The 26,072-nt window shown below is 60.5% G+C and carries 23 protein-coding genes; 9 read left to right on the forward strand and 14 right to left on the reverse strand.

The window, feature by feature from the left end:
* Positions 1–7: 7 nt before the first annotated feature.
* From AAFO90_RS07480 to ectA, 4 genes are read right to left on the reverse strand one after another with little or no spacing between them, the layout of a single operon-like run.
* Positions 8–1,426 carry an aspartate kinase gene (locus AAFO90_RS07480; protein ID WP_274866314.1) on the reverse strand — a complete coding sequence of 473 codons (1,419 nt, stop codon included), beginning with the start codon at positions 1,424–1,426 and terminating at the stop codon, positions 8–10.
* A 3-nt stretch (positions 1,427–1,429) separates the two neighbouring features.
* On the reverse strand, positions 1,430–1,831 hold the full coding sequence (locus AAFO90_RS07485; protein WP_274833388.1) for an ectoine synthase: 402 nt from the start codon (positions 1,829–1,831) through the stop codon (positions 1,430–1,432).
* A 4-nt stretch (positions 1,832–1,835) separates the two neighbouring features.
* Positions 1,836–3,122: a diaminobutyrate--2-oxoglutarate transaminase gene (gene ectB, locus AAFO90_RS07490; protein WP_347508976.1), complete on the reverse strand. Its 1,287-nt coding sequence runs from the start codon at positions 3,120–3,122 to the stop codon at positions 1,836–1,838.
* Positions 3,123–3,177: 55 nt separating this feature from the next.
* Positions 3,178–3,708: a diaminobutyrate acetyltransferase gene (gene ectA, locus AAFO90_RS07495; protein ID WP_065270594.1), complete on the reverse strand. Its 531-nt coding sequence runs from the start codon at positions 3,706–3,708 to the stop codon at positions 3,178–3,180.
* 217 nt (positions 3,709–3,925) lie between these two features.
* Here ectA and AAFO90_RS07500 point away from each other — a divergent pair, with 217 nt between their 5' ends.
* The 4 genes from AAFO90_RS07500 (at position 3,926) to AAFO90_RS07515 (ending at position 6,510) form a co-directional block, all read left to right on the forward strand.
* Positions 3,926–4,408, forward strand: a complete 483-nt coding sequence (locus AAFO90_RS07500; protein WP_347508977.1) for a MarR family transcriptional regulator — start codon at positions 3,926–3,928, stop codon at positions 4,406–4,408.
* A gap of 158 nt (positions 4,409–4,566) precedes the next feature.
* Positions 4,567–5,013 (forward strand): DUF2852 domain-containing protein, encoded by a 447-nt coding sequence (locus tag AAFO90_RS07505; protein WP_065270596.1) that lies wholly within the window; start codon positions 4,567–4,569, stop codon positions 5,011–5,013.
* Between the two features lie 95 nt (positions 5,014–5,108).
* The gene (locus tag AAFO90_RS07510) at positions 5,109–5,549 is read left to right on the forward strand and encodes an RDD family protein (RefSeq protein ID WP_347508978.1); all 441 of its coding nucleotides are present in this window, start codon (positions 5,109–5,111) and stop codon (positions 5,547–5,549) included.
* 145 nt (positions 5,550–5,694) lie between these two features.
* The gene (locus AAFO90_RS07515) at positions 5,695–6,510 is read left to right on the forward strand and encodes an arginyltransferase (protein WP_274828962.1); all 816 of its coding nucleotides are present in this window, start codon (positions 5,695–5,697) and stop codon (positions 6,508–6,510) included.
* Between the two features lie 227 nt (positions 6,511–6,737).
* On the opposite strand, the gene AAFO90_RS07520 is transcribed toward AAFO90_RS07515, so the two are convergent.
* The 3 genes from AAFO90_RS07520 to AAFO90_RS07530 form a co-directional block, all read right to left on the reverse strand.
* Positions 6,738–9,092 (reverse strand): TRAP transporter large permease subunit, encoded by a 2,355-nt coding sequence (locus AAFO90_RS07520; protein ID WP_347508979.1) that lies wholly within the window; start codon positions 9,090–9,092, stop codon positions 6,738–6,740.
* Between the two features lie 17 nt (positions 9,093–9,109).
* Positions 9,110–10,057 carry a TRAP transporter small permease subunit gene (locus AAFO90_RS07525; RefSeq protein ID WP_065270600.1) on the reverse strand — a complete coding sequence of 316 codons (948 nt, stop codon included), beginning with the start codon at positions 10,055–10,057 and terminating at the stop codon, positions 9,110–9,112.
* Positions 10,058–10,206: 149 nt separating this feature from the next.
* A complete protein-coding gene (locus AAFO90_RS07530) occupies positions 10,207–11,289 on the reverse strand; it encodes a twin-arginine translocation signal domain-containing protein (RefSeq protein WP_065270601.1) in 1,083 nt (360 codons plus the stop codon).
* Between the two features lie 280 nt (positions 11,290–11,569).
* Here AAFO90_RS07530 and AAFO90_RS07535 point away from each other — a divergent pair, with 280 nt between their 5' ends.
* From AAFO90_RS07535 to ilvN, 4 genes are all read left to right on the forward strand, one after another.
* Complete coding sequence (locus AAFO90_RS07535) at positions 11,570–13,009, forward strand: cache domain-containing protein (protein WP_347508980.1); 1,440 nt, start codon at positions 11,570–11,572, stop codon at positions 13,007–13,009.
* A 91-nt stretch (positions 13,010–13,100) separates the two neighbouring features.
* On the forward strand, positions 13,101–13,733 hold the full coding sequence (locus AAFO90_RS07540) for a response regulator transcription factor (RefSeq protein ID WP_274833384.1): 633 nt from the start codon (positions 13,101–13,103) through the stop codon (positions 13,731–13,733).
* A 371-nt stretch (positions 13,734–14,104) separates the two neighbouring features.
* Positions 14,105–15,856 carry an acetolactate synthase 3 large subunit gene (locus AAFO90_RS07545; protein WP_274828959.1) on the forward strand — a complete coding sequence of 584 codons (1,752 nt, stop codon included), beginning with the start codon at positions 14,105–14,107 and terminating at the stop codon, positions 15,854–15,856.
* An 81-nt stretch (positions 15,857–15,937) separates the two neighbouring features.
* Positions 15,938–16,498 carry an acetolactate synthase small subunit gene (gene ilvN / locus AAFO90_RS07550; RefSeq protein ID WP_065273495.1) on the forward strand — a complete coding sequence of 187 codons (561 nt, stop codon included), beginning with the start codon at positions 15,938–15,940 and terminating at the stop codon, positions 16,496–16,498.
* A gap of 183 nt (positions 16,499–16,681) precedes the next feature.
* Here the strand turns inward: ilvN and AAFO90_RS07555 are convergent, their stop codons facing one another.
* A complete protein-coding gene (locus AAFO90_RS07555) occupies positions 16,682–17,089 on the reverse strand; it encodes a hypothetical protein (RefSeq protein WP_347508982.1) in 408 nt (135 codons plus the stop codon).
* A 277-nt stretch (positions 17,090–17,366) separates the two neighbouring features.
* Here AAFO90_RS07555 and AAFO90_RS07560 point away from each other — a divergent pair, with 277 nt between their 5' ends.
* Positions 17,367–18,125, forward strand: coding sequence for a helix-turn-helix transcriptional regulator (locus AAFO90_RS07560; RefSeq protein ID WP_065270606.1), 759 nt, complete (start codon positions 17,367–17,369; stop codon positions 18,123–18,125).
* Positions 18,126–18,144: 19 nt separating this feature from the next.
* Here AAFO90_RS07560 and AAFO90_RS07565 read toward each other — a convergent pair whose 3' ends face one another.
* The 6 genes from AAFO90_RS07565 to AAFO90_RS07590 all read right to left on the reverse strand — a co-directional run bounded on the left by AAFO90_RS07565 (position 18,145) and on the right by AAFO90_RS07590 (position 26,004).
* Positions 18,145–18,915, reverse strand: coding sequence for a DUF2189 domain-containing protein (locus AAFO90_RS07565; RefSeq protein WP_347508983.1), 771 nt, complete (start codon positions 18,913–18,915; stop codon positions 18,145–18,147).
* A gap of 46 nt (positions 18,916–18,961) precedes the next feature.
* The gene (locus AAFO90_RS07570; RefSeq protein ID WP_347508984.1) at positions 18,962–20,365 is read right to left on the reverse strand and encodes an amidase; all 1,404 of its coding nucleotides are present in this window, start codon (positions 20,363–20,365) and stop codon (positions 18,962–18,964) included.
* Positions 20,366–20,459: 94 nt separating this feature from the next.
* Positions 20,460–20,741, reverse strand: coding sequence for a hypothetical protein (locus AAFO90_RS07575; protein WP_347508985.1), 282 nt, complete (start codon positions 20,739–20,741; stop codon positions 20,460–20,462).
* Positions 20,742–20,784: 43 nt separating this feature from the next.
* Positions 20,785–21,909: a peptide chain release factor 2 gene (gene prfB, locus AAFO90_RS07580; protein ID WP_347508986.1), complete on the reverse strand. Its 1,125-nt coding sequence runs from the start codon at positions 21,907–21,909 to the stop codon at positions 20,785–20,787.
* Between the two features lie 171 nt (positions 21,910–22,080).
* Positions 22,081–24,582 (reverse strand): PBP1A family penicillin-binding protein, encoded by a 2,502-nt coding sequence (locus AAFO90_RS07585; RefSeq protein WP_347508987.1) that lies wholly within the window; start codon positions 24,580–24,582, stop codon positions 22,081–22,083.
* A gap of 201 nt (positions 24,583–24,783) precedes the next feature.
* Positions 24,784–26,004: an N-acetylmuramoyl-L-alanine amidase gene (locus tag AAFO90_RS07590; protein ID WP_347508988.1), complete on the reverse strand. Its 1,221-nt coding sequence runs from the start codon at positions 26,002–26,004 to the stop codon at positions 24,784–24,786.
* Between the last annotated feature and the right edge of the window lie 68 nt (positions 26,005–26,072).

The raw sequence follows: 26,072 nt of genomic DNA on the forward strand, positions 1-26,072 counted from the left end.
TCCGCTCTTAGGCCGCTTTCAGCGCCTGGGACTCGGTGGCTCCGAAGAACTCCGAATGCAGCAGTGCAATGGCTGCGTCCTTGTCCTCGCGCTGCAGGATGAACTGGGTGTCCACATTGCGTGGCCCCTGCGTTGCACCGCGCGGCAGAATATCCTTCTTCTCAAGGGCATTCATCCCCCGGGCCAGCACGTGCAGGCCACTCAGATCGCGTCCCACGACGGAGATCAGCGACAGCTTTTCGCTGTTGACCTCGGCCTGCGGGAAGCGGGCCAACAGATCGGCCTCGACCCGGCGCATCGATTTCAGCGAGGCGTCCAGATAGTGGGTCACCGTATTGGCATTGGTCACCTTCGACACGATCCGCACGTTGTGGCGGGTCAGGATGTCCAGCACCGCAGCGTCATAGCCTTTGACGCCGACCATGTCCTGTTCGAACAGCTCCAGCGCAATGATATCAAGGCCGGTGACGATTTCGGCCGCTGCCTTGGGCGCGGGTTGATCGTCGATAACCGTGCCCGGATCATTGGGCTCAAAGCAGTTGGTGACGCGCAGCGGCACACCGGACTGACGCAGGGTCTTTGCCGCCGAGGGGTGGATCGCCTCCATGCCGAGGTTTGCCATCTGGTCCGCCACGTCATAGTTGGTGTGGCCCAGTTTGCGGGCGTTCTCGGCACCGACCAGTTTGGGATCGGCAGAGGACAGGTGGAATTCCTTGTGAATGATCGCCTCACGCGCGCCGGTCTGTGCTGCCAACTGCGAGAAGGTCACCTCGGAATAGCCCCGGTCGAATTCCCGCATCAGGCCTTCGGCGCATTGCGCGTAGCCGGTGACGATGGGCATTTCCTGCGCCGGGTCGACCCCTTCCAGAGCCGTTTCAATCCGCTGTTCCAGCGACATATCCGCATCGCCGCGCCAGCCGGACAGATCCACCAGACGCGCGTTGACGCCCGCCCGCTGCAACATCAGCACGGCAACCAGCGCCGAATGCGCCTCGCCGAGACCAGAGAGCAGCTCGCGGATCTGCAGCAGATGCGTGTTGAGGCGGAAATGGCCGTAGGAGCACAGACGCTGCAGGTCGATCAGGCAATTGCGGGCGCCTTCGATACGTTCCTGCACAAAGGCGGTCGCCTGGGCAACATCGCCGGCATTGTCCAGAACCGCCTCATGCGCGGCGATCATCGCGGCCGACACCTCGTTCAGGGCATCGAACCAGCCGTGGTCATCCTCGGCATTGGCAAAGCGGGCATAAACACCAGGGGCACCGGTCTTCTTGTGCTCCAGCAGCAGGTTGGTGATGCCACCAAAGGCGGACACAACGAAAATACGCCCGTATTCGGGCTCATCGTTCTTGATGAACAGCGTATCCCGTAGCTCGTTCAGGCGGGACATGGATGTCCCGCCGATCTTTTCTACAGTATGGGTCATGGCTTAAGCCTCGACGGTTTCTGGCGCCGCGTAGGATCCGTCTTCCCGGTGTACTTCGGTTCCCGTAACGGGCGGATTGAAGCAGCAGGCCATCACGAGCTGTTCGTCAGCTTTCAGCACGTGGCGGTCGTGTTTGTCGAGCGCATACATCACGCCGGGACGGATGTGATGCGTCTCGCCGGTCGCCAGGTCGGTGATCGACCCGGTGCCCTGCATGCAATAGACGCTCTCAAAGTGGTTCTTGTATTCGAACGTATGTTCCGAGCCTGCCTCGAGGAAGGTGATGTGGAAGGAAAAGCCCATCCCATCATCGGCCAGAAGCATACGGACGCTGGTCCACTCCGCATCGCTGACCACGCGGTCGCGGTCTTTTTCAAGGATATCGTTATAGTCACGGACAATCATTGTCTTACTCCGCTGCAACTTTGGTTGTTCCGATCACGTCCCGCGCGGCATCCTTGAGAATGCTGAGGCCAGCTTCGAGCTGGGCGGCGGGCGTGGTCAGGGGGGCGAGGATCTTGACGACCTCATCATTAGGGCCGGAGGTTTCGACAATCAGGCCATTCTGGAACGCACGGGCGCAGATATCCCCAGCCAGTTCACCAGATCCGACATCGACACCGCGCATCATGCTGCGACCCTTTAGCCGCGAGCCGGGCACCATGTCGGCGATTTCCTGCAGGGCCTTTTCGACGATCTTCGCCCGGCGGGCGATGTCATCCTGAAAGGCGCTGTCCGACCAGAATTTCTCGATCGCGACGCGGGCCGTGACAAAGGCATGGGTGTTGCCGCGGAAGGTGCCGTTGTGTTCGGCCGGGCCCATCACATCATGCTCGGGCTTCACCAAAACCAGCGCCATCGGCAGGCCAAAGCCCGAAACCGATTTCGCCATGGTGACGATGTCGGGGTCGATGCCGAACTCTTCGAACGAGAAGAAGGTCCCGGTGCGGCCGCAACCGGCCTGAATATCGTCGATGATCAGCAGAGCGCCTGCTTCCTTTGCCAGACGGGCAATGCGCTGCACCCATTCGGCGCGCGCGGCGTTCAGGCCGCCCTCGCCCTGCACGGTCTCCAGCAGGATCGCAGCAGGTGCGTCCAGACCCGAAGACGGATCGTTCAGCATCGCCTCAAGGTAATCGGCGGTATCGGTGCCCTGCCCCATGTAGCCGTCAAACGGCAGACGGGTCACGTTATTGAGGGGCAGTCCGGCGCCGCCGCGGTGATAGCCGTTGCCGGTGGCGGCCAGCGCACCCTGCGTCACACCGTGGAACCCATTGGTGAAGGCCACGATATTGCTGCGTCCGGTCACCTTGCGGGCAATTTTCATCGCCGCTTCGACCGCGTTGGCACCGGTGGGACCGGTGAACATCACCTTGTGGTCCATGTTACGCGGACGCAGGATGACGTTCTCGAAGGTCTCGAGGAAATCGGCCTTGGTATCGGTGTGCATGTCCAGACCATGGGCGATGCCATCGGCCTGCAGATGCGCGATCAGCGCCTCTTTCATGTCCGGGTCGTTGTGCCCGTAGTTGAGCGACGAGCAGCCGGCCAGAAAATCGATATATGTTTGACCGTCGCGGGCAGTCATTTCAGAGCCCTGCGCGGAGGTAAAGACGGTATCAAAGCCGCGGCAATAGCTGCGCGCCTCGGATTCCCGACGTTTGAATACAGTTGTGGTGGAGGTGTTCGTAGACATACGACCTCTTTTGGGTGGGAGAAGAGTTGAAAGTGAAAACCGACGTCTGCGCGGCTCAAGCAGCCAGCTGAGCGCGCTCGTCCAGGGGGATGGTCACCAGGTTTTCCGTTTTGTGGCGATCCTGGAAATGCAGCGCCTGCGTGTAGTAGGGCTGAATATCCAGACCGCTGTCCTGAAGCTTGGCGAACTTGCGGAACAACGCCCAGGAGGCGTCATTGTCGGCGGTAATCGTGGTCTGCAGGCGGGTGACGCCTTCGCAGGCTTCACGCTGCATGATCGATTGCAGCATCAGCGCGCCCAGACCGCGACCGCGCGCCTTTTCGGACACGGCAACCTGCCAGACAAACAGCGTTTCGGGATCATTGGGCATGACGTAGGCAGAGATCCACCCCACAGCCTCGCCCGACAGCTCGGCCAGCACGCATGTGTCGGCAAAATGATCGCACTGCAGCAAGTTGCAGTACATCGAATTCTCGTCAAGCGGCCTGCAGCTGCGGACCAGCTCCCAGATATCCGCTCCATCCGACGCTGTCGGTTTACGCAGTGTGGGCAGCGGGATCCGCCTCGGGTCAGCGTGGTATTGCATGTGTTCGCTCCTTTCGCTTCGGCAATCGAAATAACAGCGCCTCACGAAAACTTCAACAGGCAAAGCAAATTTTGCGACACAAAGGTCGTTTCTAGGCATTATGTCGCGGATATCGTCGCATTTCGGCCCCTGCATCCTTTATATTTCAAAGCGTATTCTGCTTTGAATAGTGTCATATCTTCCTATATAGTTTGATGATCAAAACAACGGAGTCTTCATGGATCGCATCGACAGCAGCTTGATCGCGCTTCGGCGCATCGTCCGGGCCACCGAATTGTTCGGACGCGAAATTCGGCAAACCACTGGCGTGACACCAGCCCAGTTCCGGGTTCTTCAGATCATCGGAGAACAGGGTTACAGCACCGCCAAGGCGATATCGCTGCGGATGCGGGTGTCCCAGGGGACCATCACCTCTTTTGTCGACAAGCTGGTGCGCGACGGTCTGGTGCTGCGTGAAAAGTCGAGCCAGGACCGGCGGCAGACCAATATTCTGCTGACCGATGCCGGTCGCCGGGTGCTGGCCGATTCCCCCGATCCGCTGCAACAACGTTTCGTGCGCAAGTTCACTGCGATGGAAGACTGGGAGCAGGCGATGCTGGTTGCCGGGCTCGAACGCGTGGCCGCAATGCTGGACGCCGACGACATTGACGCGTCCCCAGTGCTGGACACAGGCGACATCCGCCACGCCGTCGACCACTAGGCCACACACGCGCCAAAATTTATAATTTTATCGTTAAAAAACAGTGCAATATAAAGTAAATGTAAAAAACATTTACTTATAGACTTGCAGGGCGCAGGCGAGCGCACGATATTGAGGATGTGAAGGCGATTTACATCAACCCAATACCGGAGGTTCCAATGACGAGTATCACCCCCACCGCAGCCGCCCCGCATGACCAGGGCTGGTTTTCCCGCAGCGAGGCCTGGCTGGACAGCAAGGGCAAAGGCGCCTGGATTGCTGCCATGGTGCTTGGCTTTGTGTTCTTCTGGCCAATCGGCCTCGCCCTGCTGTTTTACATGATCTGGAGCAAACGTATGTTCAACAAATCCTGCCGCCACCGCAAATCCTGGACCCGCCACGGCATGTCCGCCATGACTTCGAGCGGCAACAGTGCCTTTGACGCCTACAAGGCCGATACGCTGCGCCGCCTGGAGCAGGAACAGGACGATTTCAACGCCTTCCTGCAGCGCCTGCGCGAAGCCAAGGACAAGGCTGAGTTCGACGAATTCATGGAACAGCGCGCCGCCGCCCCTGCCGAAGCGCAAGACATCAGCGACGAGGATATCGGCGACAAACGCCACTGATCCCTACTGACATCAGCGCCTCCCGCCCATAGATACGGGTGGGAGGCCTCGGTTGCCCGCCTGCCCCCACACGCCCGCAAAACAGGACACCTGAGATGACCGCCCTGCCCGACCCGGATTACCAAGCTGAATTCTACGCATCGGTTGCCCCCAAACGGCTGCTGGCCTGGGTCGTCGACAGCCTGATCATATTCGGCCTGTGTATGGCGACGGTGGTGATGACTGCCTTTGTCGGGCTCTTCATCTGGCCGCTGCTCTATCTGACGATCGGCTTTGCCTACCGGACGGTTACCATCGCCAACGGCTCTGCCACGCTGGGGATGCGCTTTGCAGGCATCGAGCTGCGTGACCTTTCCGGCCAGCGGATGGATCTGCAGATGGCCGCGCTGCATACGGGTGCTTATACGGTTGCTCTGGCCGTGCCGCTTTTGCGGGTGATCTCGGTGATCATGATGCTGACATCGGCACGCGGTCAGGGGCTGGGCGATGCCATTCTCGGCACGGTGATGCTGAACCGGCGCAGCATCCAGCGATAGCGGTCAACTCGGGGCAAACATCCCGCTTGGCAATCACTGTTAAACCATTTGTGCAGACCGGCCTTGGCGGGCGGGTTGGTCGTTGCTATCGTGAACTCCAGCCTTATTGTGTTTTTTGACAAGCCTTGGACTCAAGCCCGACCCTATGCGCCATACTCTTCCGATCGCACCGCAGTTCTATGTGACTGCGCCCCAACCATGCCCCTATCTGGAGGGGCGGATGGAGCGGAAGCTGTTCACGGCGTTGCAGGGCGATGGTGTCGAGCAGCTGAACAATAGCCTCTCGCAACAGGGGTTCCGGCGCTCTCAGAACGTGCTGTATCGTCCGTCCTGTTCGGAATGTTCGGCCTGCCTGTCGGCGCGCATCAACGTGGCAGAGTTCACGCCCAGCCGCAGCCAGAAACGCACCAGCAAGCGCAACGCGCATCTGGTCCGCCGGGCAACATCGCCCTGGGCAACCGAGGACCAGTACCAGCTGTTCCGCGACTATCTGGACAGCCGCCACGCGGATGGCGGCATGGCCGATATGGACGTGTTCGAATATGCCGCAATGATCGAGGAGACTCCGGTGCGCAGTCGGGTGGTGGAATACACCAATCCCGAAGACAACGCACTGACTGCGGTGTCGCTGACCGATGTGCTCGAAGACGGGTTGAGCATGGTCTATTCCTTCTACAACCCGAACCTGCCGCAGAATTCGCTGGGCACCTATATGATCCTCGATCACATCGACATCGCGCGCGATGCCGGGCTGCCCTATGTCTACCTCGGCTACTGGGTCAAAGGCAGCCCCAAGATGGGTTATAAGGTCAAGTTCTCGGGCCTTGAGGTCTATCAAGGGGGCAAGTGGACCGCGATGTCCGAGGTTCAAGATACTGCGGACAGCCCTGCGACCGATACGATTTCCGAACAGGTCGCCAATATTCAGCTTCCCCAGCAGCCGGTCCACCGCGGGCGGTAACTCTCCAGCAGTCGGGGCCCTAGCCCCAACAACCACGCAGCCAACCGCTGAAGGCGTCTCTTGGGGCTGCACGCGCGTCTCTACAGCTCGACCTTGACGCTATCCGGCGGATCTCGCCGGGTCCGGCCTGTCTGCCTGTGCGCTCCAGTCACCACCATCTGCACCGCCGCCATGAAAAAGGGGCCCACGAGGGGCCCCTTAAGTCTTTGGTGATATGCTGAACCGGATCAGCCTGGCATCAGCGCCGGTACGATTGTCACGATCGACGGGAACAGCCACAGGATCGCAAGACCAACCACCTGGATCAGCACGAAGGGAAGCACCCCGCGATAGATATGACCCGTTGTCACCTCCTTCGGTGCAACCCCGCGCAGGTAGAACAGCGCAAAGCCGAAGGGCGGTGTCAGGAACGAGGTCTGCAGGTTCACCGCAACCATGATGGTCACCCATTTCGGATCGAAGGAACCGCCGTAGATCACCGGCCCGACGATCGGGATCACGATGTAGATGATCTCGAGGAAGTCGAGCACAAAGCCCAGGAAGAACAGAACCAGCATCACGATCAGGAAGACCGTCATCTCGTTGTCAAAGCTCTTCAGGAACTGCTGGATGTAGTGCTCGCCGCCAAAGGAGATCACCACCAGGTTCAGAAGCTGCGAGCCGATCAGGATGGTGAAGACCATCGAGGTCACCTTCGCCGTCTCACGCACGATCGGCGTCAGAACCCCGCCCTTGAACAGCACCCAGCAGCCAAACAGCAGGCCGAACAGCGCATAAAGGTAGGCCGCATAAGCGAAGAAGAAGGCCACCCAGCTTTCGAACGACACGTTGTCCTGATTGATCCGCAGATCGAAGTTCACCCCGATCAGGATGCACAGGATCACCGCGAAGGTGGACCAGATGATCACCTTGCCCGAGCGTCCCTCGTCCTGCAGACGGCGATACGCCGCCAGCATGATGGCACCGCCTGCCCCCAGCGCCGCAGCGGGCGTCGGGTTGGTGATACCGCCAAGGATCGAGCCGAGCACGGCCACGATCAGAACCAGCGGCGGGAAGACCACCCGGATCAGATCGTTGCGCGCACAGCGGATCGCCGCCTCTTTACAGCCGTAAAGCGCGATCGCCAGCGGGATCAGCATCAGCAGCACCGTCGCCCCGGGGGACGTGGTCGGCGCGATCAGCAGAATGTCGACCAGTGCCAGCAGCAGAAGACCGATGGCCCCGACGATCAGCGGCTTGGTATCGCGCGACGGCGCAACACCGCGGCCAACGGCCAGAACCAGGCCCAGCAGAACGATGATCACCGAGATACCGGTGCCAATCGGCGCCGCGTTGGCAATCTTCTCGACCTCTGCCGCAGCGATCTCTTCCTCGCTCAGACGCTCAGCCGAGGCGACACCGCCAGCGGCATCGATCGCCTTCTGCTCTTCCACCGCTGCGTCCCAGGCTTCCTGACCATGCAGTTCGATCATCGAGGCCTGACATTCCGCCCCGACCGAGGTGCGCAGCGACGCGGTCTGACCAGCGTCGGAGAAGCTGGACACATTGATGTTCTGCGAGCCAACAACGCCGAACGAGCCAAGCAGCACGGTGCCGACGATGATCGCAGCAGGCGCGCCCAGGAACCAGGTCAGAGCCTCGGTGCGGGTCACCGGTTCGTCACTGGCGCCGCCGAGTTCAACCGCAGGTGCCTTTTCCGGGTTCATCAGCGCATAGCCAAAGGCATAAAGCGCATAAAGAAGCGCCAGCATGATGCCCGGCAGCAGCGCCGCCTGGAACAAGGTCCCGACCGAAACCACCGCAGGCTCACCCAGGAAGGTCAGCGCATCGGTACAGCCCGCTTCCTGCGCACGGTTTTCTTGCGCAGTGGAGTAAAGATCCCCTGCCAGCGTGCCCAGAAGAACGATCACGATGGAGGGCGGAATGATCTGCCCCAGCGTGCCCGAAGCTGCAATCACACCCGTCGCCAGCTCCGGCGAGTAGTTGTTGCGCAGCATGGTGGGCAGCGCCAGAAGCCCCATGGTCACCACAGTCGCGCCCACGATGCCGGTCGAAGCGGCCAGGAAGGCCCCCACAACCACGATGGACACGGCCAGACCGCCGGGCAGCGGGCCAAAGACGCGCGCCATGGTGGTCAGCAGATCGTTGGCGATCTTCGACCGCTCCAGGGTGATCCCCATCAGAACGAACATCAGAACCGCCAGCAGCGTTTCAATCGACGCCCCAGCCAGAACCCGCTCGTTCATGCGGTTCACGATGAAGGAGACGTTGCGATCCATCGCGCTTTCCCAGCCCTGCGGGAACACATGCTCTGCAACGCGTGGAAGATCCGGATATCGGAAGATGGATATGACATCGGGTTTGACGCCCGAATTCACCAGATCCCGGTAGACCTGCGACGAGGTGTCGATGGCCTGGTGAACCAGAAGCCCGGCACTGTCGAGCGCCGCGATAATCCCGAAGGAGATGATGCCGGCGCCGCCGATGGCAAAGGCCACCGGGAAGCCGGAAAGAATGCCTCCGAAAAGGCAGAAGAATACGATGATCAGGCCGATTTCGACGCCATCAAGACCGAATAGCATGTCAGCTGTCCCTTAGTTTAATGCGCGCCTTCATAGGCTTCTTCGCCCTCTCCAAGGGTATCCTTGTCGAGGTATTTGTTTTCACTACCCTGACCTTCGACGAACTCGAGGAACGAGCGGTAGAAGAAGGCAATGGCGTGCAGGAAGACGATGCCTGCAAACGAGACCAGCAGGATCTTGAACAGGAAGTACCCGTTGAAGCCGTTCGGGCTAAACCCGATGGTTTCCACGTTCCAGCGCAGCGCACGTGCTTTCATCACCAGCCGGTCAAGCCCATCAGAGGCCGAAGGCTTCGGCACGATCAGGTGGCGCCACAGGAAGAACCAGCCATACATCCAGGTCAGAACAGCCGCAGGCATCATGAAGATCAGCGAGCCGATCATGTCGATCACCCGCTTGGCGCGGAAGCTGATGCCGGAGTAGATCAGGTCAACCCGCACATGGCCGCCCTGCACGAATGTGTAGGCAACGCACATACAGACCACCAGCGCGTTATAGAGCTTCAACTCTTCGGCAAACCACGAGATGTCCATCTGCAGTTCGATCCCCAGACCGAAACTCATGTCCGGCCGGGCAAAGACCCGCTGCATGAAAACGATGATGATCTGCTGGATGACCATGATCAGACCGGCCCAGGCGAACAGGCGGCCGATGGTATTGGCAAAGCCTTCCAGCCCGCGCACCACGCCCCACATGACTTGGCGCTGGTAAATCCCCACCGCTGTCAGAACCAGAAACGCGGTAAACACTACAAAGAAGAACTCGACCGAGCCACCGAAGTAGACAAAGCGCATAAGCGACTGTTTGTCCTCTACGGACTCCAGCCCTCCGGTCCATGCCAGCCATTCGCTGGTATGGGAGAGCGCGTAGCCAAGATTGTAAAAGGCGCCAGCGATGTTCTGGACCAGCCAGACAAGACCACCCCACAGGGCGCCGAAAAAGGAAATGCCACTGTCGTCCTGCATTGTTCCCCCGGGATCATTGATTGCGGCGGGTCTTTAGATGAGCTGGCGGTGCTCCACAAGGAGCTGGCTTGCCCGGTTCGACCTGCTGCAATGGAAAAGGGATCCCCCGCACAATGGCGGAGGATCCGATGAAAGCGTAAGTACGCCGCTTAGCCCAGAACGCGGTCGCGCTGCGACACGTAGGTGCCCGAGGAAGTCTTGATCCAGGCGGAGGAGGACTTCATCGAAGCCATGGCGCTGTCGTGGATCTTCTTGTAGAGATCGTCGCCCATGTTTTCCGCATGCACTTCCATGGAAGCCTTACCGAAGGCATCCCAGACGGAGTCCGGGAATTCCATCAGCTTCACGCCACCGGCCTGCAGACGCTGCAGAGCGGCACCGTTGTTGGCCAGGAACTGTGCCAGGTTCCACTGGTGGCATTCAGCCGACGCGATTTCGATGATCTTCTGATGCGCGGGGCTCAGGCTCTCGAATACGTCGCGGTTGGTTGCAACCGACAGACCCGCACCCGGCTCGTGGAAGCCAGCGGTGTAGTAGGTCTTGGTGATTTCCTGGAAGCCGGCTTTTTCGTCCGCCCAGGGGCCGATCCACTCGGTGCCGTCGATGGCGCCAGAGGACAGAGCCTGGTACACTTCGGAACCCGGGATGTTCTGAACGGAAGCGCCCAGTTTACCCAGTGCCTTGCCGCCCAGACCCGGCATACGGAACTTCAGACCGTTGAAGTCTTCGGGGCTGTTGATCTCTTTGGAGAACCAGCCGCCAGCCTGCGCGCCGGTGTTGCCGCCGAGGAAGGATTTCAGACCAAAGATCTGACCCAGCTCGTCGTGCAGCTCCATGCCGCCGTCGAAGTAGTACCAGTTGGACAGTTCCTGCGCGGTCATGCCGAAGGGCACGGCGGTGAAGAAGGCATAGCCCGGGTGCTGACCAACGAAGTAGTAGTCGGCGCCGTGATACATGTCAGCCTGACCCGAGGAAACGGCGTCAAACACTTCAAACGCGCCAACCAGTTCGCCGGCGGCTTTGATGTCGACGGTCAGGTTGCCATCGGACATGGCGGTGACGTTGTCTGCAACGCGCTGCGCGGCGTCAAACACGCCAGCCAGACCACGACCCCAGGTGGTAACCATGGTCAGAGTGCGCTTACCCTGAGCATAAGCCGGAGCTGCCAGAGTGGACGCAGCAGCGGCGGTACCGCCCAGAGCGGATGTTTTCAAAAAGGAACGACGATCCATGATGTTTTCCTCCCAGATATATGGATTGCCCGCAGCAAAGCCTTGGGCGGATCGGTTCGAGTGGCGTCAGCCTAGCCACGGGGCCAAACTTGTGAATACCTAGTACTGCGTAGATCGGCGCTTTTTTGGTAAGTTTCAGTCCGATTGTTGCACTAATTTTGAGCGCAGGCTTCTTTTGTTACGCAGGTGACGGCAAAATCTGCCTCAAAGCCCCCTTTGCTTTCGGATTTCGATTGCGTAACGATTCGTCTTCCCTCTCTCACAGCCGCCGGACAGCCCTATGCCCCCGTTCTCCAGCCTGTTTTCCAGCCTGTTTCGACCAAACTATGCGCAGAAACTTTCGCTTCTGGCGACGCTGCCTCTGGTGGTGGCCGTGGCGGCGATTGCGCTCTTGGTGGCCAATCAGTCCCGCGCCCTCGCCGAGCGGGAGATCAAGGCCCTGGAGCGGCAGCTGATCGAAGCCAAAAAGGCCGAATTGCGCAACTATGTCACCCAGGCCCGCAATGCCTTTTCCCATATCTACGGTCTGGCTGCGCCGGATGATGCGGATGCAAAGGAACGGGTGACGCAAATCCTTAGCGCGATGATCTACGGCCAGGACGGCTTCTTTTTCGTCTATGACTACAACGGCAACAATCTGGTCAGCCCCCGGCAAACCGAGTTCATCAACCAGAACTGGCGCGGGCTTACCGACAGCCAGGGCACGCCAGTCGTGGACACCTTCATCGAGCAGGCGCGCCAAGGCGCAGGCTGGCACAGTTTCGTGTGGGAAAAACCATCGACTGGCGAAGAAGCGCAGATGGTAACCTACGTCCTTGGCCTGCAGGACTGGCAATGGGCGGTCGGGACCGGCGTCTTCATCGACGATGTGCTGGCCTCGGTCGCCGCCAGCCGCGCCGAGGTGGAAGCCCGGGTACGCCGGACCTTTATCTATATTGGCGGAATTACCCTTGTTGCACTGGTCCTTGTCTTTGCATCGGGCATGGTTCTGAACATCCGCGAGCGCCGCCTTGCCGATGCCAAGCTGAAAGAGCTTACACAGCGGGTTTTCGACGCGCAGGAAGAAGAGCGTGGACGCGTGGCCCGTGAGCTGCACGACGGGATCAGCCAGCTTCTGGTCGGGGTGCGCTATGCGCTGGACAACACCCGGCGGCGCCTGATGCGGGGCGATCACGATGGCGCTTCGGATCCGCTCGACAAAGGGATCGAACACCTTGGCATCGCCATCTCCGAAGTGCGCCGCATCAGCCGGGATCTGCGCCCGGGAGTGCTGGATGATCTGGGCCTTGGTCCTGCGCTGAAGGCGCTGACCGATGATTTTGCGGCCCGCACTGGAATCGAAACGGATTTTACCACTGTGGTATTCCGCAACCGGCTGGATCAGGACGCCAAGATCGCCATGTACCGCATCGCGCAGGAGGCGCTGACCAATATCGAACGGCACGCGGATGCAAGCCATGTCAGTATCGACCTGCGTGGCCACGCCCGCGGCGCCACCATGCGCATCAGCGACAATGGCCGTGGCCTGCCCCAGAAAAAGCCCGAAGGCGAGCCGGGCATCGGCCTGCGCAACATGCAAGAGCGGATCGATCAGCTTGACGGCACCTTGCGGATTCTGTCATCACGGGGCACCCAGAGCGGCACGGTGATCGAAGCAACACTCCCTTTGAGCCATCTGCTGCCACCGGGGAACGAAGCCGCTCCGAAACGCGTGTCGTAGTGGCAGATGCAGGATCCGTATCTCTGCCGGGTCCGAAGCATATAGGCAGTTGGGGGATGGCACTCTGCTGAAAGACGGAAATTGCGAGCCTGTGCGTGTCCTGATCGTGGACGACCACCCGATGGTCGCCGAGGGCATCCAGTCGATTCTCGAAAGCTACGATGACATCGCGGTGGTCGGATCATTGACCGACGGCGAAGAAGCGGTGAGCCGCGTCGCCGAGCTGGCGCCCGATGTGATCCTCATGGATCTCAACATGCCCCGGTTGGGTGGCCTCGGCGCCACCGAAATCATATTGGAGCGCAGCCCCAGCACTCGTATCCTGATCCTGTCGATGCACGACAGCCCGGAATATATCTCTACCGCGCTCAGCCATGGCGCCATGGGATATGTGCTGAAGGACGTGCCCACCGAAGAGATCAAGGACGCTATCGACGCGGTGATGCGCGGTGAACGCTATCTCTGCACCGGCGCCGAAGGGTCGCTGAAGCCCAAGGACAGCGGTCTGCGCGAGGCGCTGACCGGGCGCGAACAGACCATCCTCTTGGAACTGGCTCAGGGCAAATCCAACAAGGAAGTTGCCCTTGCGCTCGATATCTCGGTGCGCACAGTGGAAACCCACCGCAAGAACATCAAGCGCAAGCTGGGCATTTCCTCGACCGCCGGCCTCACCCGCTATGCGCTGCAACACGGCGTTCTACAGGGCACTGGCGTCGGGCTGTAGCCCCTGCTCCCCCACCCCATTTCCGGGGCATGCGACACCTGCGGCTGAGTCCCTGCGGCTCGGGTTTCGGTCACATTTCCGGGAGTCTCCTTTTGAGAAATGTCGCAACGCGGCCCTTGAGCGCAAGAAAATGTCGAAAGACGGGCATTTTTGATGGGTTTGCCTGTTGACGCCCCTGCCGGCCGGTCATAGTCTGCGCTTCAACGCAAAAGAGGAGCCTGGGGTAAATGACCTCCCTAGTCGTCATTGTAGGAACCAAGCGCATGGGCCGGTAACGGTTGACCATAATCTGACCCATGCGCCTCCGACCTAGAAAATCGGGGGCTTTTTTTATGCGGAATGGACGTTGCCGCCAACTGGAGCAAAAGCAGATGACACGTGAAATGACCGGCGCAAAAATGGTTGTTCAGGCCCTGAAGGATCAGGGCGTGGACACGGTATTCGGATACCCCGGTGGCGCCGTGCTTCCGATCTATGATGAAATCTTCCTGCAGAACGATATCCGCCACATTCTGGTCCGCCACGAGCAAGGCGCGGTTCACGCCGCCGAAGGATATGCGCGTTCGACCGGAAAACCCGGCGTCGTTCTTGTCACCTCGGGGCCCGGTGCAACAAATGCGGTGACCGGCCTCACCGATGCGCTGCTCGATTCCATTCCGCTGGTGGTGCTGACCGGTCAGGTGCCGACCTTCATGATCGGTTCAGACGCCTTCCAGGAGGCGGACACCGTTGGCATCACCCGCCCCTGCACCAAGCACAACTGGCTGGTGAAGGACACCGACAAGCTGTCCGGTACCCTGCACGAGGCGTTCCATGTCGCCACCTCGGGCCGCCCCGGTCCGGTTCTGATCGACATTCCGAAAGACGTGCAATTCGCCACCGGAACCTACACGACGCCGCGCCCCTCGGCCTCGCATTACCAGCCGCCGGTCAAGGGCGATATGGAAGAGATCACCGAACTGGTGGCCGCCATCGAGACCGCCAAACGCCCGGTGTTCTATACCGGCGGCGGCGTGATCAACTCCGGCCCCGGCGCCAGCCAGCTGCTGCGCGAACTGGTGGATGCCACTGGCATTCCCGTGACCTCGACCCTGATGGGCCTTGGCGCCTATCCTGCGTCTGGCCCGAACTGGCTCGGCATGCTGGGTATGCATGGTCTTTATGAGGCCAACATGGCGATGCATGACTGCGATCTGATGATCAATATCGGCGCGCGGTTCGACGACCGGATCACTGGCCGCATCGATGCCTTCAGCCCGAAATCGACCAAGGCGCATATCGACATTGATCCTTCCTCGATCAACAAGGTGATCCGCGTCGATATCCCGATCGTCGGTGATGTGGGCCACGTACTGGAAGATCTGCTGAAGGTCTGGAAATCCCGCGGTCGCAAGACCAACAAGGAGGCGCTGGCCAAATGGCAGGCCAAGATCTCCGAATGGCGCGCGGTCAATTGCCTGTCCTACACCCCGTCCGAAGGCACCATCAAACCGCAATACGCGCTGCAACGCCTTGAGGAGCTGACCAAGGGCCACGACCGTTACGTCACCACCGAGGTTGGGCAGCACCAGATGTGGGCGGCGCAGTTCCTTGGCTTTGAGGATCCCAACCGCTGGATGACCTCAGGCGGACTTGGCACCATGGGCTATGGTTTCCCGGCCTCCATTGGCGTGCAGATGGCGCACCCGGACGCACTGGTGATCAACGTCGCCGGCGAAGCGTCCTGGCTGATGAACATGCAGGAGCTTGGCACCGCCGCGCAATACCGCCTGCCGGTAAAACAGTTCATCCTCAACAACGAACGCCTTGGCATGGTGCGCCAGTGGCAGGAACTGCTGCACGGTGAACGCTACAGCCACTCCTGGTCCGAAGCACTGCCCGATTTCGTGAAGCTCGCCGAGGCCTTTGGCGCCAAGGGCATCATCTGCAAGGACCCCAAGGATCTGGACGATGCGATCATGGAGATGATCAACCACGACGGTCCGGTTGTCTTTGATTGTCTGGTGGAGAAGCATGAGAACTGCTTCCCGATGATCCCCTCGGGCAAGCCCCATAACGAAATGCTGCTGGGCGAAGCCGAGACCCAGGGCGCCATTCAGGCCGGAGGTGCGGTGCTGGTCTGATCCACGCCGCTCCCCCTTCACCGAATTGATGGGCCCGGCAATCGCCGACACGGCCCGATAGGAATGAAAAAGGACAATTCCATGTCTGCCCTACACATCAAAAAAGGCGCCAGCAAACATTCGGCGTATAACCTAAGGCCCACGTTTTCGGACGTACAGGAACGTCACACGCTGGCGCTGCTGGTTGAAAACGAACCCGGCGTTTTGGCCCGTGTCATCGGCCTGTTCTCCGGCCGCGGCTACAACATCGAAAGCCTGACCGTCGCCGAAGTCGATCACACCGGACACCTCAGCCGCATCACCGTGGTCACCACCGGCACCCCGCAGGTGATCGAGCAGATCAAGGCGCAGCTGGGCCGTATCGTGCCGGTTCACGAGGTGCACGATCTGACCGTCGAAGGCCCTGCGGTCGAGCGGGAACTGGCAATCCTCAAGGTCGTGAGCGATGGCGACAAGCGGGTCGAGGCCCTGCGCCTGGCCGATATCTTCCGCGCCAATGTCGTGGACAGCACCCTGGAAAGCTTCATCTTCGAAATCACTGGCGCCCCGGACAAGATCGACGCCTTTGCCGATCTGATGCGCCCGCTGGGTTTGATCGAAATCGCCCGTACCGGCGTTGCTGCCCTGCTGCGCGGCACCTGATTGCCGCGCCGGGAGAGGACCACCTGCCCCTTCCGACCGCATGTCTTGCACCGATAACACAAAAGGCCGCCCAATCTGGGCGGCCTTTTTGCGACGTCCGGGTTACTGGAAAATGACGGGGCCTGCAGCGCAATGTCCGCGTGTAACAAAGCGCTGCGCCAGACCGTTCCGACAGTACGGGGGTTACCCGTACCGCGCGGCCGTGTGCCATTTTGAGAAAGCCGGAAAGGGTATCACATTGCCTTCCGTTACCACCTCGACACCGCCAGACGCTTCAAAACTCCGCCCTGCACCTGTTGCGCGAACCGGATAATCGGCCGTCACCGCTGTTGAAGCCGCTTTTGGCAGCGGTGCTGCCTCGACCAGCATCTCGGACAGGTCAGGATACCCGACCTCATCCAGAATGACCGCATTGGCTGCCAACCGCATATTGCCTTTTTCGGTCAGGTCAAACTGTACCCAATCTCCCTTACACACCGCCGTCTGTGAGGCATCTCTGTGCCGCGAATAATAGGCCAGATCCCCCTGATCCTCACACCAGATAATTGCTTTTCCGACGGCGACATCACTCCAAAGTACATATCCGATCATGTTGCAAGCCTCGTTCGTTTATCGCTCAATTCTGGGCCAATTGGAGAGGCGCCAACATGGCAAATACTGCGTCGGACTATTGCAATTTGTGTCAGCGAGGATAGTATCCCGACGTAATTTAGAGACAACATTGACGCAATAAAGCGACAACCCATCGTAAAATGGAAATATTTGTCGCGATCAACGGTCGGGGATTGAGGCCACAATGGCTGCCATAGCAACAGCAAGAGATGACAACCGCGCCCGGCAATCGCGTTCTCCCGCAGAATTGCGCGACATGTTTGGCGCCAACCTGCGTCATCTGGCACAGCAATACCCCTCCATCTCCGAACTGTCGCGGCGCCTTGGTATCAACCGGACGCAGTTCAATCGCTACATGTCCGGCGAAAGCTTTCCGCGGCCGGACGTTCTGGACCGGATCTGCTGCTTCTTTGATGTGGATGCGCGTATCCTGCTGGAGCCGGTCGACACAGTTGGCAAACAGGACAAGATCCTGCACGGCGCCTTTCTCAATGATTTTCTGGGCCATGGGATCGAGCAGCTGAGCGAGCAGATCTTCCCCTCTGGCTATTACCGTTTTACCCGTCGTAGCTTCATCAACGGGGACAGTTTTGTCGTTGGTCTGGTGCGCGTAAGCCGTGACGGAGGCGGCGTCGCCTATATCAAGGGTTTTGAGGCCAAGGATGCGATGCGGTTTCAGGGCCTGCCCGAAGACCCGGCATCGCGTGAGTTCCGCGGCGTGCTCAGCTGTCACGAGGACGGCGTCGCCTTCCTGATTTCACGGCGCCGCGCGATGACTTTTTCCTTCAACTACTTGGCGCGCGTGGCCTCGCTTGAAAACAATTTCTGGGTTGGCTACGTGGCCCGCACCGTGCGCGAAAGCGGCGATGAGCGGGTCACCCGGATGGTCTATGAATACCTCGGCCGCGACATGGGGCCTGCGCTGGCCGTGGCCCGCAATGCGGGCTTTGTGAGCGAAGAGGACCTGCTGCCCTACCACCGCCGCCTGCTGCGCATCAACGAACCGTTCTCCTGACCAGGGACGGCCTGCCGCCCTAGGTCGGTGATGTGGCGAGCCGGTAGATGTGCCAAGTGGCGTGGCCAAGCAACGGCAGCACCACCAGCAGACCGGCAAAGGCGGGCAGCATGGCCGCAAAGGTCAGCACCGCAATCAGTACCGCCCAGAGCATCATCAGCGCAAAATTCTGCTGCACATAGGTAAAGCTGGTGATCATTGCTGTGACAAAATCCACCTCTCTGTCCAGCAGCAGCGGCAGAGAGATCACCGTGATCATATAGAGCAGCAACGCGAACAACGCGCCAACAACCGTTCCGACTGCCAGCATGGTAAGCCCCTCGACCGACAGGAAGACATCCAGAGAGGTGGAGATATTGGTCATGGTCGACAGCCCCAGAAACAGGGCAAAGATCATGTGGCCAAGGAAAAACCAGAACAGAAACACCACAATGATGATGGCGCAGATCGACGGCAGCTGGCGGCGGCTTTGCTGCAGAACCACCCCCAGAATGGCCCGAGCATCCATTGCCTGCCCCTGTTCGCGCCGGTGTGAGACCTCATAAAGCCCCACCGCCGCAAAGGGACCGATCAGGGGAAAACCGATGGCCGCCAGCACCAGCCAGAAGGTGGTGCCGGTCTGCGCGGTAACCCAGGCCATCGCCCAGCCCGCCAAGACGTAAAACCCGGCAAAGAACAACCCGTATCCGGGCTTGGCCAGGAAATCCGCCCATCCGCGTCGCAGCGCCTCGCGCAGGATTTCTGCGGTCATCGGCTGCATTTCCGGTACACCAATTGCCTTTTCTGTCATCGAAACGCTTCCTCCCCGAAACGTTTCCCCTCCCCCGGGTCCTTCCTTAACCCTGTGGAGGGGCGTTTTGCGGCCATTGCGTGGCCGCGTGATACTGCTGGCCCAGTGCCAGGATATTCTGATCCTGCCCCTGTGCGCCAAAGATCTGGATGCCCATCGGCAGGCCCGCCTCGCTGAACCCCGCAGGCGCACCAAGACAGGGCAACCCCAGCAGGCTGACCGGCACCACCACCTGCATCCAGCGGTGATAGGTGTCCATCTCAACGCCTGCGATCTCGCGCGGGTAATCGATATCGACCGGGAACGGCCAGCATTGCGCCGTCGGCAGGATCAGGGCGTCGTAGTCCTGGAACAGCCGCGCCGCGGCCCGCTGCCAGTCAGAGCGCACATCGGATGCCTCCTGCACCTGTTGCGCCGTCATCGAAAGGCCGCGCTCCAGCTCCCAGATGGCGGTGTCCTTCAGATGCTCGCGGCGATCATTGAACACCCGCAGGCCCGCCGCCACGGCAAAGGAGCGCAGGGTGATCCAGGCCTCCCAGATGCGTTCCGCCGGGAACGGCGGCGCCACGGCTTCAACCGTATGCCCCAAGTCTTGGAACGACTTGGCAGCCGCCTCGCATAGCTCAAGGATTCCCGGCTCCATCGGAAAGGCCCCGCCCCAGTCGCCAAGCCAGCCGATCCGCATCTTTTCGACCTCCGGCAGCGGCATCACCGGAGCCCCGCCCGAGGCCAGCGGCTGACGCGGGTCCGGTCCGCTCATCACGTCCAGCAGCAGACCGATATCCTCGGGGCTGCGCGCCATGGGGCCAAGGGTCGATAGGGGGTGCATGAACAGATCCCCCTTTGGTTCGGAGGGCACCCAGCCCCAGGTGGGGCGAAAGCCGTAGACATTGTTCCAGCCCGCCGGATTGCGCAGCGACCCCATCATGTCGGAGCCATCCGCCAGCGCCACCATGTCAGCGGCCAGCGCCACAGCCGCCCCGCCCGAAGAGCCACCACAGGTGCGCCCCTGATCAAAGGGGTTTCGCGTCGCGCCATAAACCGGGTTGAAAGTATGCGACCCCAGCCCGAATTCAGGCGTATTGGTCTTGCCGATCAGGATCGCCCCCGCCGCCCGCAGGCGCGAAACGAACAGCTCATCCTCGGAGGGCACGAAATCCTTCAGAAGCGGCGAGCCCTGGCTGGACACGATGCCCCTGACATTGGCCAGATCCTTGACCGCCATGGGCAGGCCATGAAGCGGACCTAGCGGTACATGGGCCGCGCGCATGGCATCGGCCTTGCGGGCCTCCTCCATCAGCTCATCGGCGGGCCTGAGCGCCACGATGGCATTCAGATCCGGGTTCACCGCCGCAATCCGCGCCAGTGTGCGCTCCATCAGCGCCGTGGCCGTCAGGCTGCCATCATGCAATTGCGCCAGAAGATCGCTGGCAGAGCTGTACTGGGTCATGATCGACTGGGCTCCATTCCGGGAATGAACAAAGCCTAGCGACAGATTTTTGCAAAAGAAAGCGGTGACTTGTCTCAGTTCGCTCCTGATACGTTCACGCGCCTTCGTCCCCCGGCGCTGTGAGCCAGCTAATCAGATATCGCAGGGCGACATAACTCACGCAGGAGATGCCAACGTAAAGGTTAGCTTTCCACCACCAAAACATGAACCAGTTCGTCGGCTGCCAGAAATTGGGTTCATCACTTCCACGCATCTCGAACAGATATGCCCCATCGCGGACTTCCGCATCAAGGACGACACCGCCAACAAGAAATTGAAAGAAAAGCCCGCCGAATAACACAAAGAACCAAGCCGGAACAATAACAGTTAGCTCCAACCTGTGAAATCTCGGCCAATACGGTCGTTTGGACAAAAAGCGCTTACTCCGCCTGCGCGTCCGCGCGGCTTTTGCCGGAGACGTTCAGCGCCAAGGTCGCAGCCATGAACCCATCGAGATCGCCATCCAGAACGCCCTTGGTGTCCGAGGTCTCATGCCCCGTGCGCAGATCCTTGACCATCTGGTAGGGCTGCAACACGTAGGACCGGATCTGGTTGCCCCAACCCGCGTCGCCCTTGTTCTCGTGGGCTTCGTTGATGGCCGCGTTGCGACGATCCAACTCCAGTTGATACAGGCGCGATTTCAGGGCCTTCATGGCGATGTCGCGGTTCTGGTGCTGGGATTTTTCCGAGCTGGTTACCACGATCCCGGTGGGATGGTGGGTGATCCGCACCGCCGAGTCGGTGGTGTTAACGTGCTGACCGCCCGCACCGGACGAACGGTAGGTATCGATACGGATATCCGCCGGGTTCACCTCGATGTCGATATTGTCGTCCACCACCGGGTAGACCCAGACCGAACAGAAGGACGTGTGACGCTTGGCAGCCGAGTCATAGGGCGAAATCCGCACCAGACGGTGCACGCCGCTTTCGGATTTCAGCCAGCCATAGGCATTGGGGCCGGAGATCTTGTAGGCGGCGGATTTGATGCCTGCCTCTTCACCAGCGCTTTCGGATTGCAGTTCGACCTTGTAGCCCTTCTTCTCGGCCCAGCGGACGTACATGCGCGCAAGCATCGAAGCCCAATCGCAGCTTTCAGTGCCGCCCGCGCCCGCATTGATCTCAAGGAAAGTATCGTTGCCGTCCGCCTCGCCGTCCAGCAGCGCCTCCAGCTCCTTTTCGGCGGCCTTGTCCTTCAGCGCCTTCAGAGCGTCCTCAGCGTCGGTGACGACCTCCTCGTCCTCTTCCATCTCGCCAAGCTCGATCAGCTCCATATTGTCCGCCAGATCCTGCTTGATGCCCTTGTAGGTATCAATCGCATCCACCAGCATCTGACGGTCGCGCATCAGTTTCTGCGCCGCTTCGGGATCGTCCCACAGTCCCGGATCCTCGACCCGGGCGTTGAATTCCTCCAGCCGGAACTCCGCAGTTTCCCAATCGAGCCGCTGGGCGAGAAGCTCCAGCGATTTTTCAATCTCGGTCACGATATTCTGGGTTTCAGCGCGCATCTTGGGAGTATCCTGTCATGACGTTCAGGCTGGCGTGATAGCCCAGAGACCAAGGCAGAACAAGGGTCTGCGCCTGTCCATCGTCAAGCAGTGCGCATAGGCGGCCGACAATCGCGCCCCGCGCGCAATACCCCCGTCAAAGCCGGTTCCCGCAAAGGCACAGGCGGGCGGTTAGTACAAGCCGCCCGAACTGATGGTGCCAAAGCTGGCCTTTGGCCCCAGAACTGCGGTTCCACCGCTTGAGGTGGTAACCTTGCGCCCGGATTGCTCGACCTCTTCGATCAACGGCAGGCTGGAGCCCATGGCAAAGCCGCCATCGAAGGTCATGCCAAAGATCGGTTCAGCCCCGTCGCGGAAGTATTCCGCCACCACATGGGCACCCGAAGCATCATCCGGCAAAGGCGCGCCGGTATAGCGGTCGATCTTGATGAAATGGCCACCTTCGGGCACTTCGAAGGGACCGCCGCCGAATTTCTCGACCGCCTTGGTCATGAACTGCTGGAACACCGGTCCGCACATGGTGCCGCCATAGGCGCCACGCCCCATCGGGCGGGGCTGGTCAAAGCCCATGTAGCAACCCGCAACGATATTGGAGGTAAAACCGACGAACCAGACATCGCGCGAATCGTTGGTGGTGCCGGTTTTGCCCGCGGTGGGCACCGGCAGGTTGATCACGCTGGAGGCGGTGCCGCGGTCGACAACCCCCTTCATCATCGAGGTCAGCTGATAGGCGGTGATCGGATCCATCACCTGTTCGCGGTCGGCAACGATACGCGGCGCCCGTCCAGGCTCCAAGGAAGCCACGGCGCAATCGACGCAGTCGCGGTCATCGTGGCGGTAGATCGTCTTGCCAAAGCGATCCTGAATGCGGTCCACAAGGGTCGGCTGCACCCGCTGGCCGCCATTGGCGAACATCGCATAGGCTGCAACCATCTTGTAGAGCGTGGTTTCCTCGGCCCCCAGCGAGTTGGCCAGATAGGTGCCCATATTGTCATAGACGCCAAAGCGTTCCGCATAACCCGCGACCACCGGCATGCCAACCTCTTGCGCCAGTCGGATGGTCATCAGGTTCCGGCTCATCTCGATCCCGGTGCGCAGCGGCGTCGGACCGTAGAACTTGTTGCTGGAGTTCTTGGGCCGCCACAGACCCTGCGGCGTGTTGATCTCGATCGGGGCGTCGACGATGATGGTCGCCGGGCTGTATCCACTGTCCAGCGCCGCCGCATAGACGAAGGGCTTGAAGCTGGACCCAGGCTGTCGCTGCGCCTGGGTGGCGCGGTTGAACACCGAATGCTGATAGGAGAACCCGCCCTGCATCGCCAGAACGCGGCCGGTGTTGACGTCCATCGCAACGAAACCGCCCTGCACTTCGGGGACCTGCCGCAGCGACCAATGGCTGAAGGCATCGTCTTTCATCTCGGCGCGGACCAGCACCACGTCTCCGCGGGTGAAGTTGTCCTTGAAATTGCCCTTCATCCACTTGATGTCAGAGCGCGGCACGCTGCCGGTTTCGGCAACGCCTTCTACGCCAACGGTAAGCGACTGATCGGCCACTGTCAGCACCACGGCAGGCAGCCATTTCCCACCCAAGTCGATGTCGCGGGACACATCGGCTTGTCCCAGCGCCTCGCGCCAGGTCTCTTCGGAGGCGAGTTCCTCTTCGGTGAGAGCTACCCCTGTGCCCTTCCAGATCCCACGCGAACGGTCATATTTCTCCAGACCTTTGCGCATGGCCAGCGCGGCCTCTGTCTGCATTTCCTCGTCGATGGTGGCACGGACGGTGAAACCACCGGTAAAGAATTCGCCTTCCCCAAAGTCCTGCGACAGCTGGCGGCGGATTTCATCGGTAAAATAATCGCGCGGCGGCAGAGCGGTACGGAAGCTTTCGAAATCGCCATTCTGGACCGAGCGCAGCGGCTGTTCGACCTCCACCTTGTAGACGTCTTCGGAGATATAGCCGTTCTCGTACATCTCGCGCAGAACGTAGTTGCGCCGGGCCAGCAGCCGGTCCTTGCGCCGAACGGGGTGATAATCCGATGGCGCCTTGGGCATGGAGGCCAGCGTGGCAGCTTCGTGCGGGGCCAATTCGCCAAGGGTCTTGTTGAAATAGGTCTGCGAGGCCGCCGCGACCCCGTAAGAATTCTGACCCAGGAAAATCTCGTTCAGATAGAGCTCAAGAATTCTGTCCTTGTCGAGCGTTTCCTCAAGCCGGGTGGCGAGGATGATTTCCTTGATCTTGCGCTCGGCCTTACGGTCACCGGACAGAAGGAAGTTCTTCATCACCTGCTGGGTGATGGTCGAGGCACCGCGCACGTTGGACCCGCGCGAGCGAACCGCTTCAATCGCGGCGGCAGCAATGCCACGGGCATCATAGCCGGCGTGGGAATAGAAATTCTTGTCTTCGGCAGAGATGAAGGCCTGTTTTACCAGCGCCGGGATCTCATGCGACGGGGTGAACAGGCGCCGTTCTTCGGCGAATTCGTCGATCAGTTGCCCTTCGCCCGAATAGATCCGGCTGATGGTCGGGGGCTGGTATTGCGCCAGGGATTCGTGGCTGGGCAGGTCGCGCCCATACATCCAGAAGACCGCGCCAATGGTCAGTGCAACCACCGCCACACCAAGCGTGATGGTACTGAAAATGGAGCCGAAGAAGGATAGAATGAACCTGAGCACGGAATAAAGCCTCTCTCGCACGGTCCCGCCTATATAGAAGCCCCTGCGAATGGGGTCAAAACGGGAAGCGGCGAATATATGCCGCTGGCATCAGGAAAACCATAGAGGATTCGACGCCAAAGCAACAGGCGTGGTTGCATGCGAACCATGGGTCGGCACCTGCGCGCCGATCCCCATGGGCGCCTTTTTCCTGCTTTCCGGCTACTGGCGTACCAGCGGGCGCAGCGCATCATCGCGGATACGCCATTCGATCAGGCCAGACAGAACACCGCGCGCCGCCTGGGCGCGCCACTCCGGGTCCTTTAGGTTCTTCAGATCGCGGGCGCTGGACAGGAAGCCGATTTCGATCAGGACCGACGGGATATCCGCCGATTTCAGTACCGAAAATCCGGCCGAGCGCATGGGCCGCCGGTTGAGCGGCCCGCCCTGCTCCGCCAGCCCTTCGACGATGGCGCGCGCCAGCGCCTCGCTGCGTGGCTGGGTTTCCTGCCGGGCAAGATCCAGCAGCACATCCGTCACCAGATCATCCGCCGCGCTGAGGTCTGTCCCAGACAATAGATCCGATCGGTCGTGCCGCTCGGCCAGGGTGGCCGATGCCTTGTCCGAAGCCTCTTTCGACAGGGTATAGATGGTCGATCCCCGCGCGCCGCCTTCGGAGAGGGAATCCGCGTGCAGCGAGATGAACAGATCCGCCCCCGCCTGATGCGCCAGCGCAATCCGGCGCTCCAGCGATACGAAGTAATCCCCATCACGGGTCAGTTGCACCGAAAACTGGCCCGAGCGCACCAGCATTTCACCGAGTTCAAAGGCAAATTGCAGCATCAGGGTCTTTTCATCGAGGCCGCCCTCGACCTGCGCACCGGGATCGATGCCGCCATGCCCCGGGTCCAGCACCACCAGCAGCGGCGCATTGTCATCACGCGGAGCAGCCGGTGTCAGCGGCTCGGGTGCGGGCAGGTCCCAGCGCCGATCCTGCGGGGCGCCCGCATTGGCGGCAAACTGTTCGGCATCTGTTTTGTCCAGCGTGACCGACAGGATCGCGCCCGCTGTCACCGGATCAACCTCCATCCCAGCAGCACTAACCTGCATCGGTCCGGCCAGCGCCAGAACCATACGCGACCAGCCGGGCACATAGGTGCCGAACTGCACATCGCGCAGGTTTTCGCCTTGGATCAGGTTCTCGCGACGCAGCCCCGTCCAGTCCACCTCCTGAAAATCGAGCACCAGACGCGGAGGGTTGTCGAGCGTGAACAGGCGGTAGGGCACCCCCTGACTAAGGTGCAGATCAATCTCTGCCCCCTGCCCCGCATCCCTGATGCGGCTCTGCTCGGCATCAATGCGCGCGAGCCCGGAAAACCCCTGCGCCATGGCCGCGCCGCCCAGAAACAGCGCCGCGATGATCGCCAATATCCTGCCTGTCATCCTGTTCCTGCCCATTCTGTTTTGCTTCTGACCAGCGGGTGTTTGCACCCACCGCCCCCATCGCCTTT

The organism is Phaeobacter sp. CAU 1743 (assembly GCF_039839315.1).
In the GTDB taxonomy this organism is placed as follows: Bacteria; Pseudomonadota; Alphaproteobacteria; order Rhodobacterales; family Rhodobacteraceae; genus Phycobacter; species Phycobacter gallaeciensis_A.

Excerpts from the sequence above, each read along its gene's own strand:
- AAFO90_RS07590 (WP_347508988.1), bottom strand. The coding sequence starts at position 26,004 with ATGACAGGCAGGATATTGGCGATCATCGCGGCGCTGTTTCTGGGCGGC.
- AAFO90_RS07570 (WP_347508984.1), bottom strand. The coding sequence starts at position 20,365 with ATGACCCAGTACAGCTCTGCCAGCGATCTTCTGGCGCAATTGCATGAT.
- AAFO90_RS07530 (WP_065270601.1), bottom strand. The coding sequence starts at position 11,289 with ATGGATCGTCGTTCCTTTTTGAAAACATCCGCTCTGGGCGGTACCGCC.
- AAFO90_RS07510 (WP_347508978.1), top strand. The coding sequence starts at position 5,109 with ATGACCGCCCTGCCCGACCCGGATTACCAAGCTGAATTCTACGCATCG.
- AAFO90_RS07505 (WP_065270596.1), top strand. The coding sequence starts at position 4,567 with ATGACGAGTATCACCCCCACCGCAGCCGCCCCGCATGACCAGGGCTGG.
- AAFO90_RS07520 (WP_347508979.1), bottom strand. The coding sequence starts at position 9,092 with ATGCTATTCGGTCTTGATGGCGTCGAAATCGGCCTGATCATCGTATTC.
- ilvN (WP_065273495.1), top strand. The coding sequence starts at position 15,938 with ATGTCTGCCCTACACATCAAAAAAGGCGCCAGCAAACATTCGGCGTAT.
- AAFO90_RS07545 (WP_274828959.1), top strand. The coding sequence starts at position 14,105 with ATGACACGTGAAATGACCGGCGCAAAAATGGTTGTTCAGGCCCTGAAG.
- AAFO90_RS07500 (WP_347508977.1), top strand. The coding sequence starts at position 3,926 with ATGGATCGCATCGACAGCAGCTTGATCGCGCTTCGGCGCATCGTCCGG.
- ectA (WP_065270594.1), bottom strand. The coding sequence starts at position 3,708 with ATGCAATACCACGCTGACCCGAGGCGGATCCCGCTGCCCACACTGCGT.
- AAFO90_RS07560 (WP_065270606.1), top strand. The coding sequence starts at position 17,367 with ATGTTTGGCGCCAACCTGCGTCATCTGGCACAGCAATACCCCTCCATC.
- AAFO90_RS07515 (WP_274828962.1), top strand. The coding sequence starts at position 5,695 with ATGCGCCATACTCTTCCGATCGCACCGCAGTTCTATGTGACTGCGCCC.
- ectB (WP_347508976.1), bottom strand. The coding sequence starts at position 3,122 with ATGTCTACGAACACCTCCACCACAACTGTATTCAAACGTCGGGAATCC.
- AAFO90_RS07565 (WP_347508983.1), bottom strand. The coding sequence starts at position 18,915 with ATGACAGAAAAGGCAATTGGTGTACCGGAAATGCAGCCGATGACCGCA.
- AAFO90_RS07525 (WP_065270600.1), bottom strand. The coding sequence starts at position 10,057 with ATGCAGGACGACAGTGGCATTTCCTTTTTCGGCGCCCTGTGGGGTGGT.
- prfB (WP_347508986.1), bottom strand. The coding sequence starts at position 21,909 with ATGCGCGCTGAAACCCAGAATATCGTGACCGAGATTGAAAAATCGCTG.
- AAFO90_RS07555 (WP_347508982.1), bottom strand. The coding sequence starts at position 17,089 with ATGATCGGATATGTACTTTGGAGTGATGTCGCCGTCGGAAAAGCAATT.
- AAFO90_RS07485 (WP_274833388.1), bottom strand. The coding sequence starts at position 1,831 with ATGATTGTCCGTGACTATAACGATATCCTTGAAAAAGACCGCGACCGC.
- AAFO90_RS07535 (WP_347508980.1), top strand. The coding sequence starts at position 11,570 with ATGCCCCCGTTCTCCAGCCTGTTTTCCAGCCTGTTTCGACCAAACTAT.
- AAFO90_RS07480 (WP_274866314.1), bottom strand. The coding sequence starts at position 1,426 with ATGACCCATACTGTAGAAAAGATCGGCGGGACATCCATGTCCCGCCTG.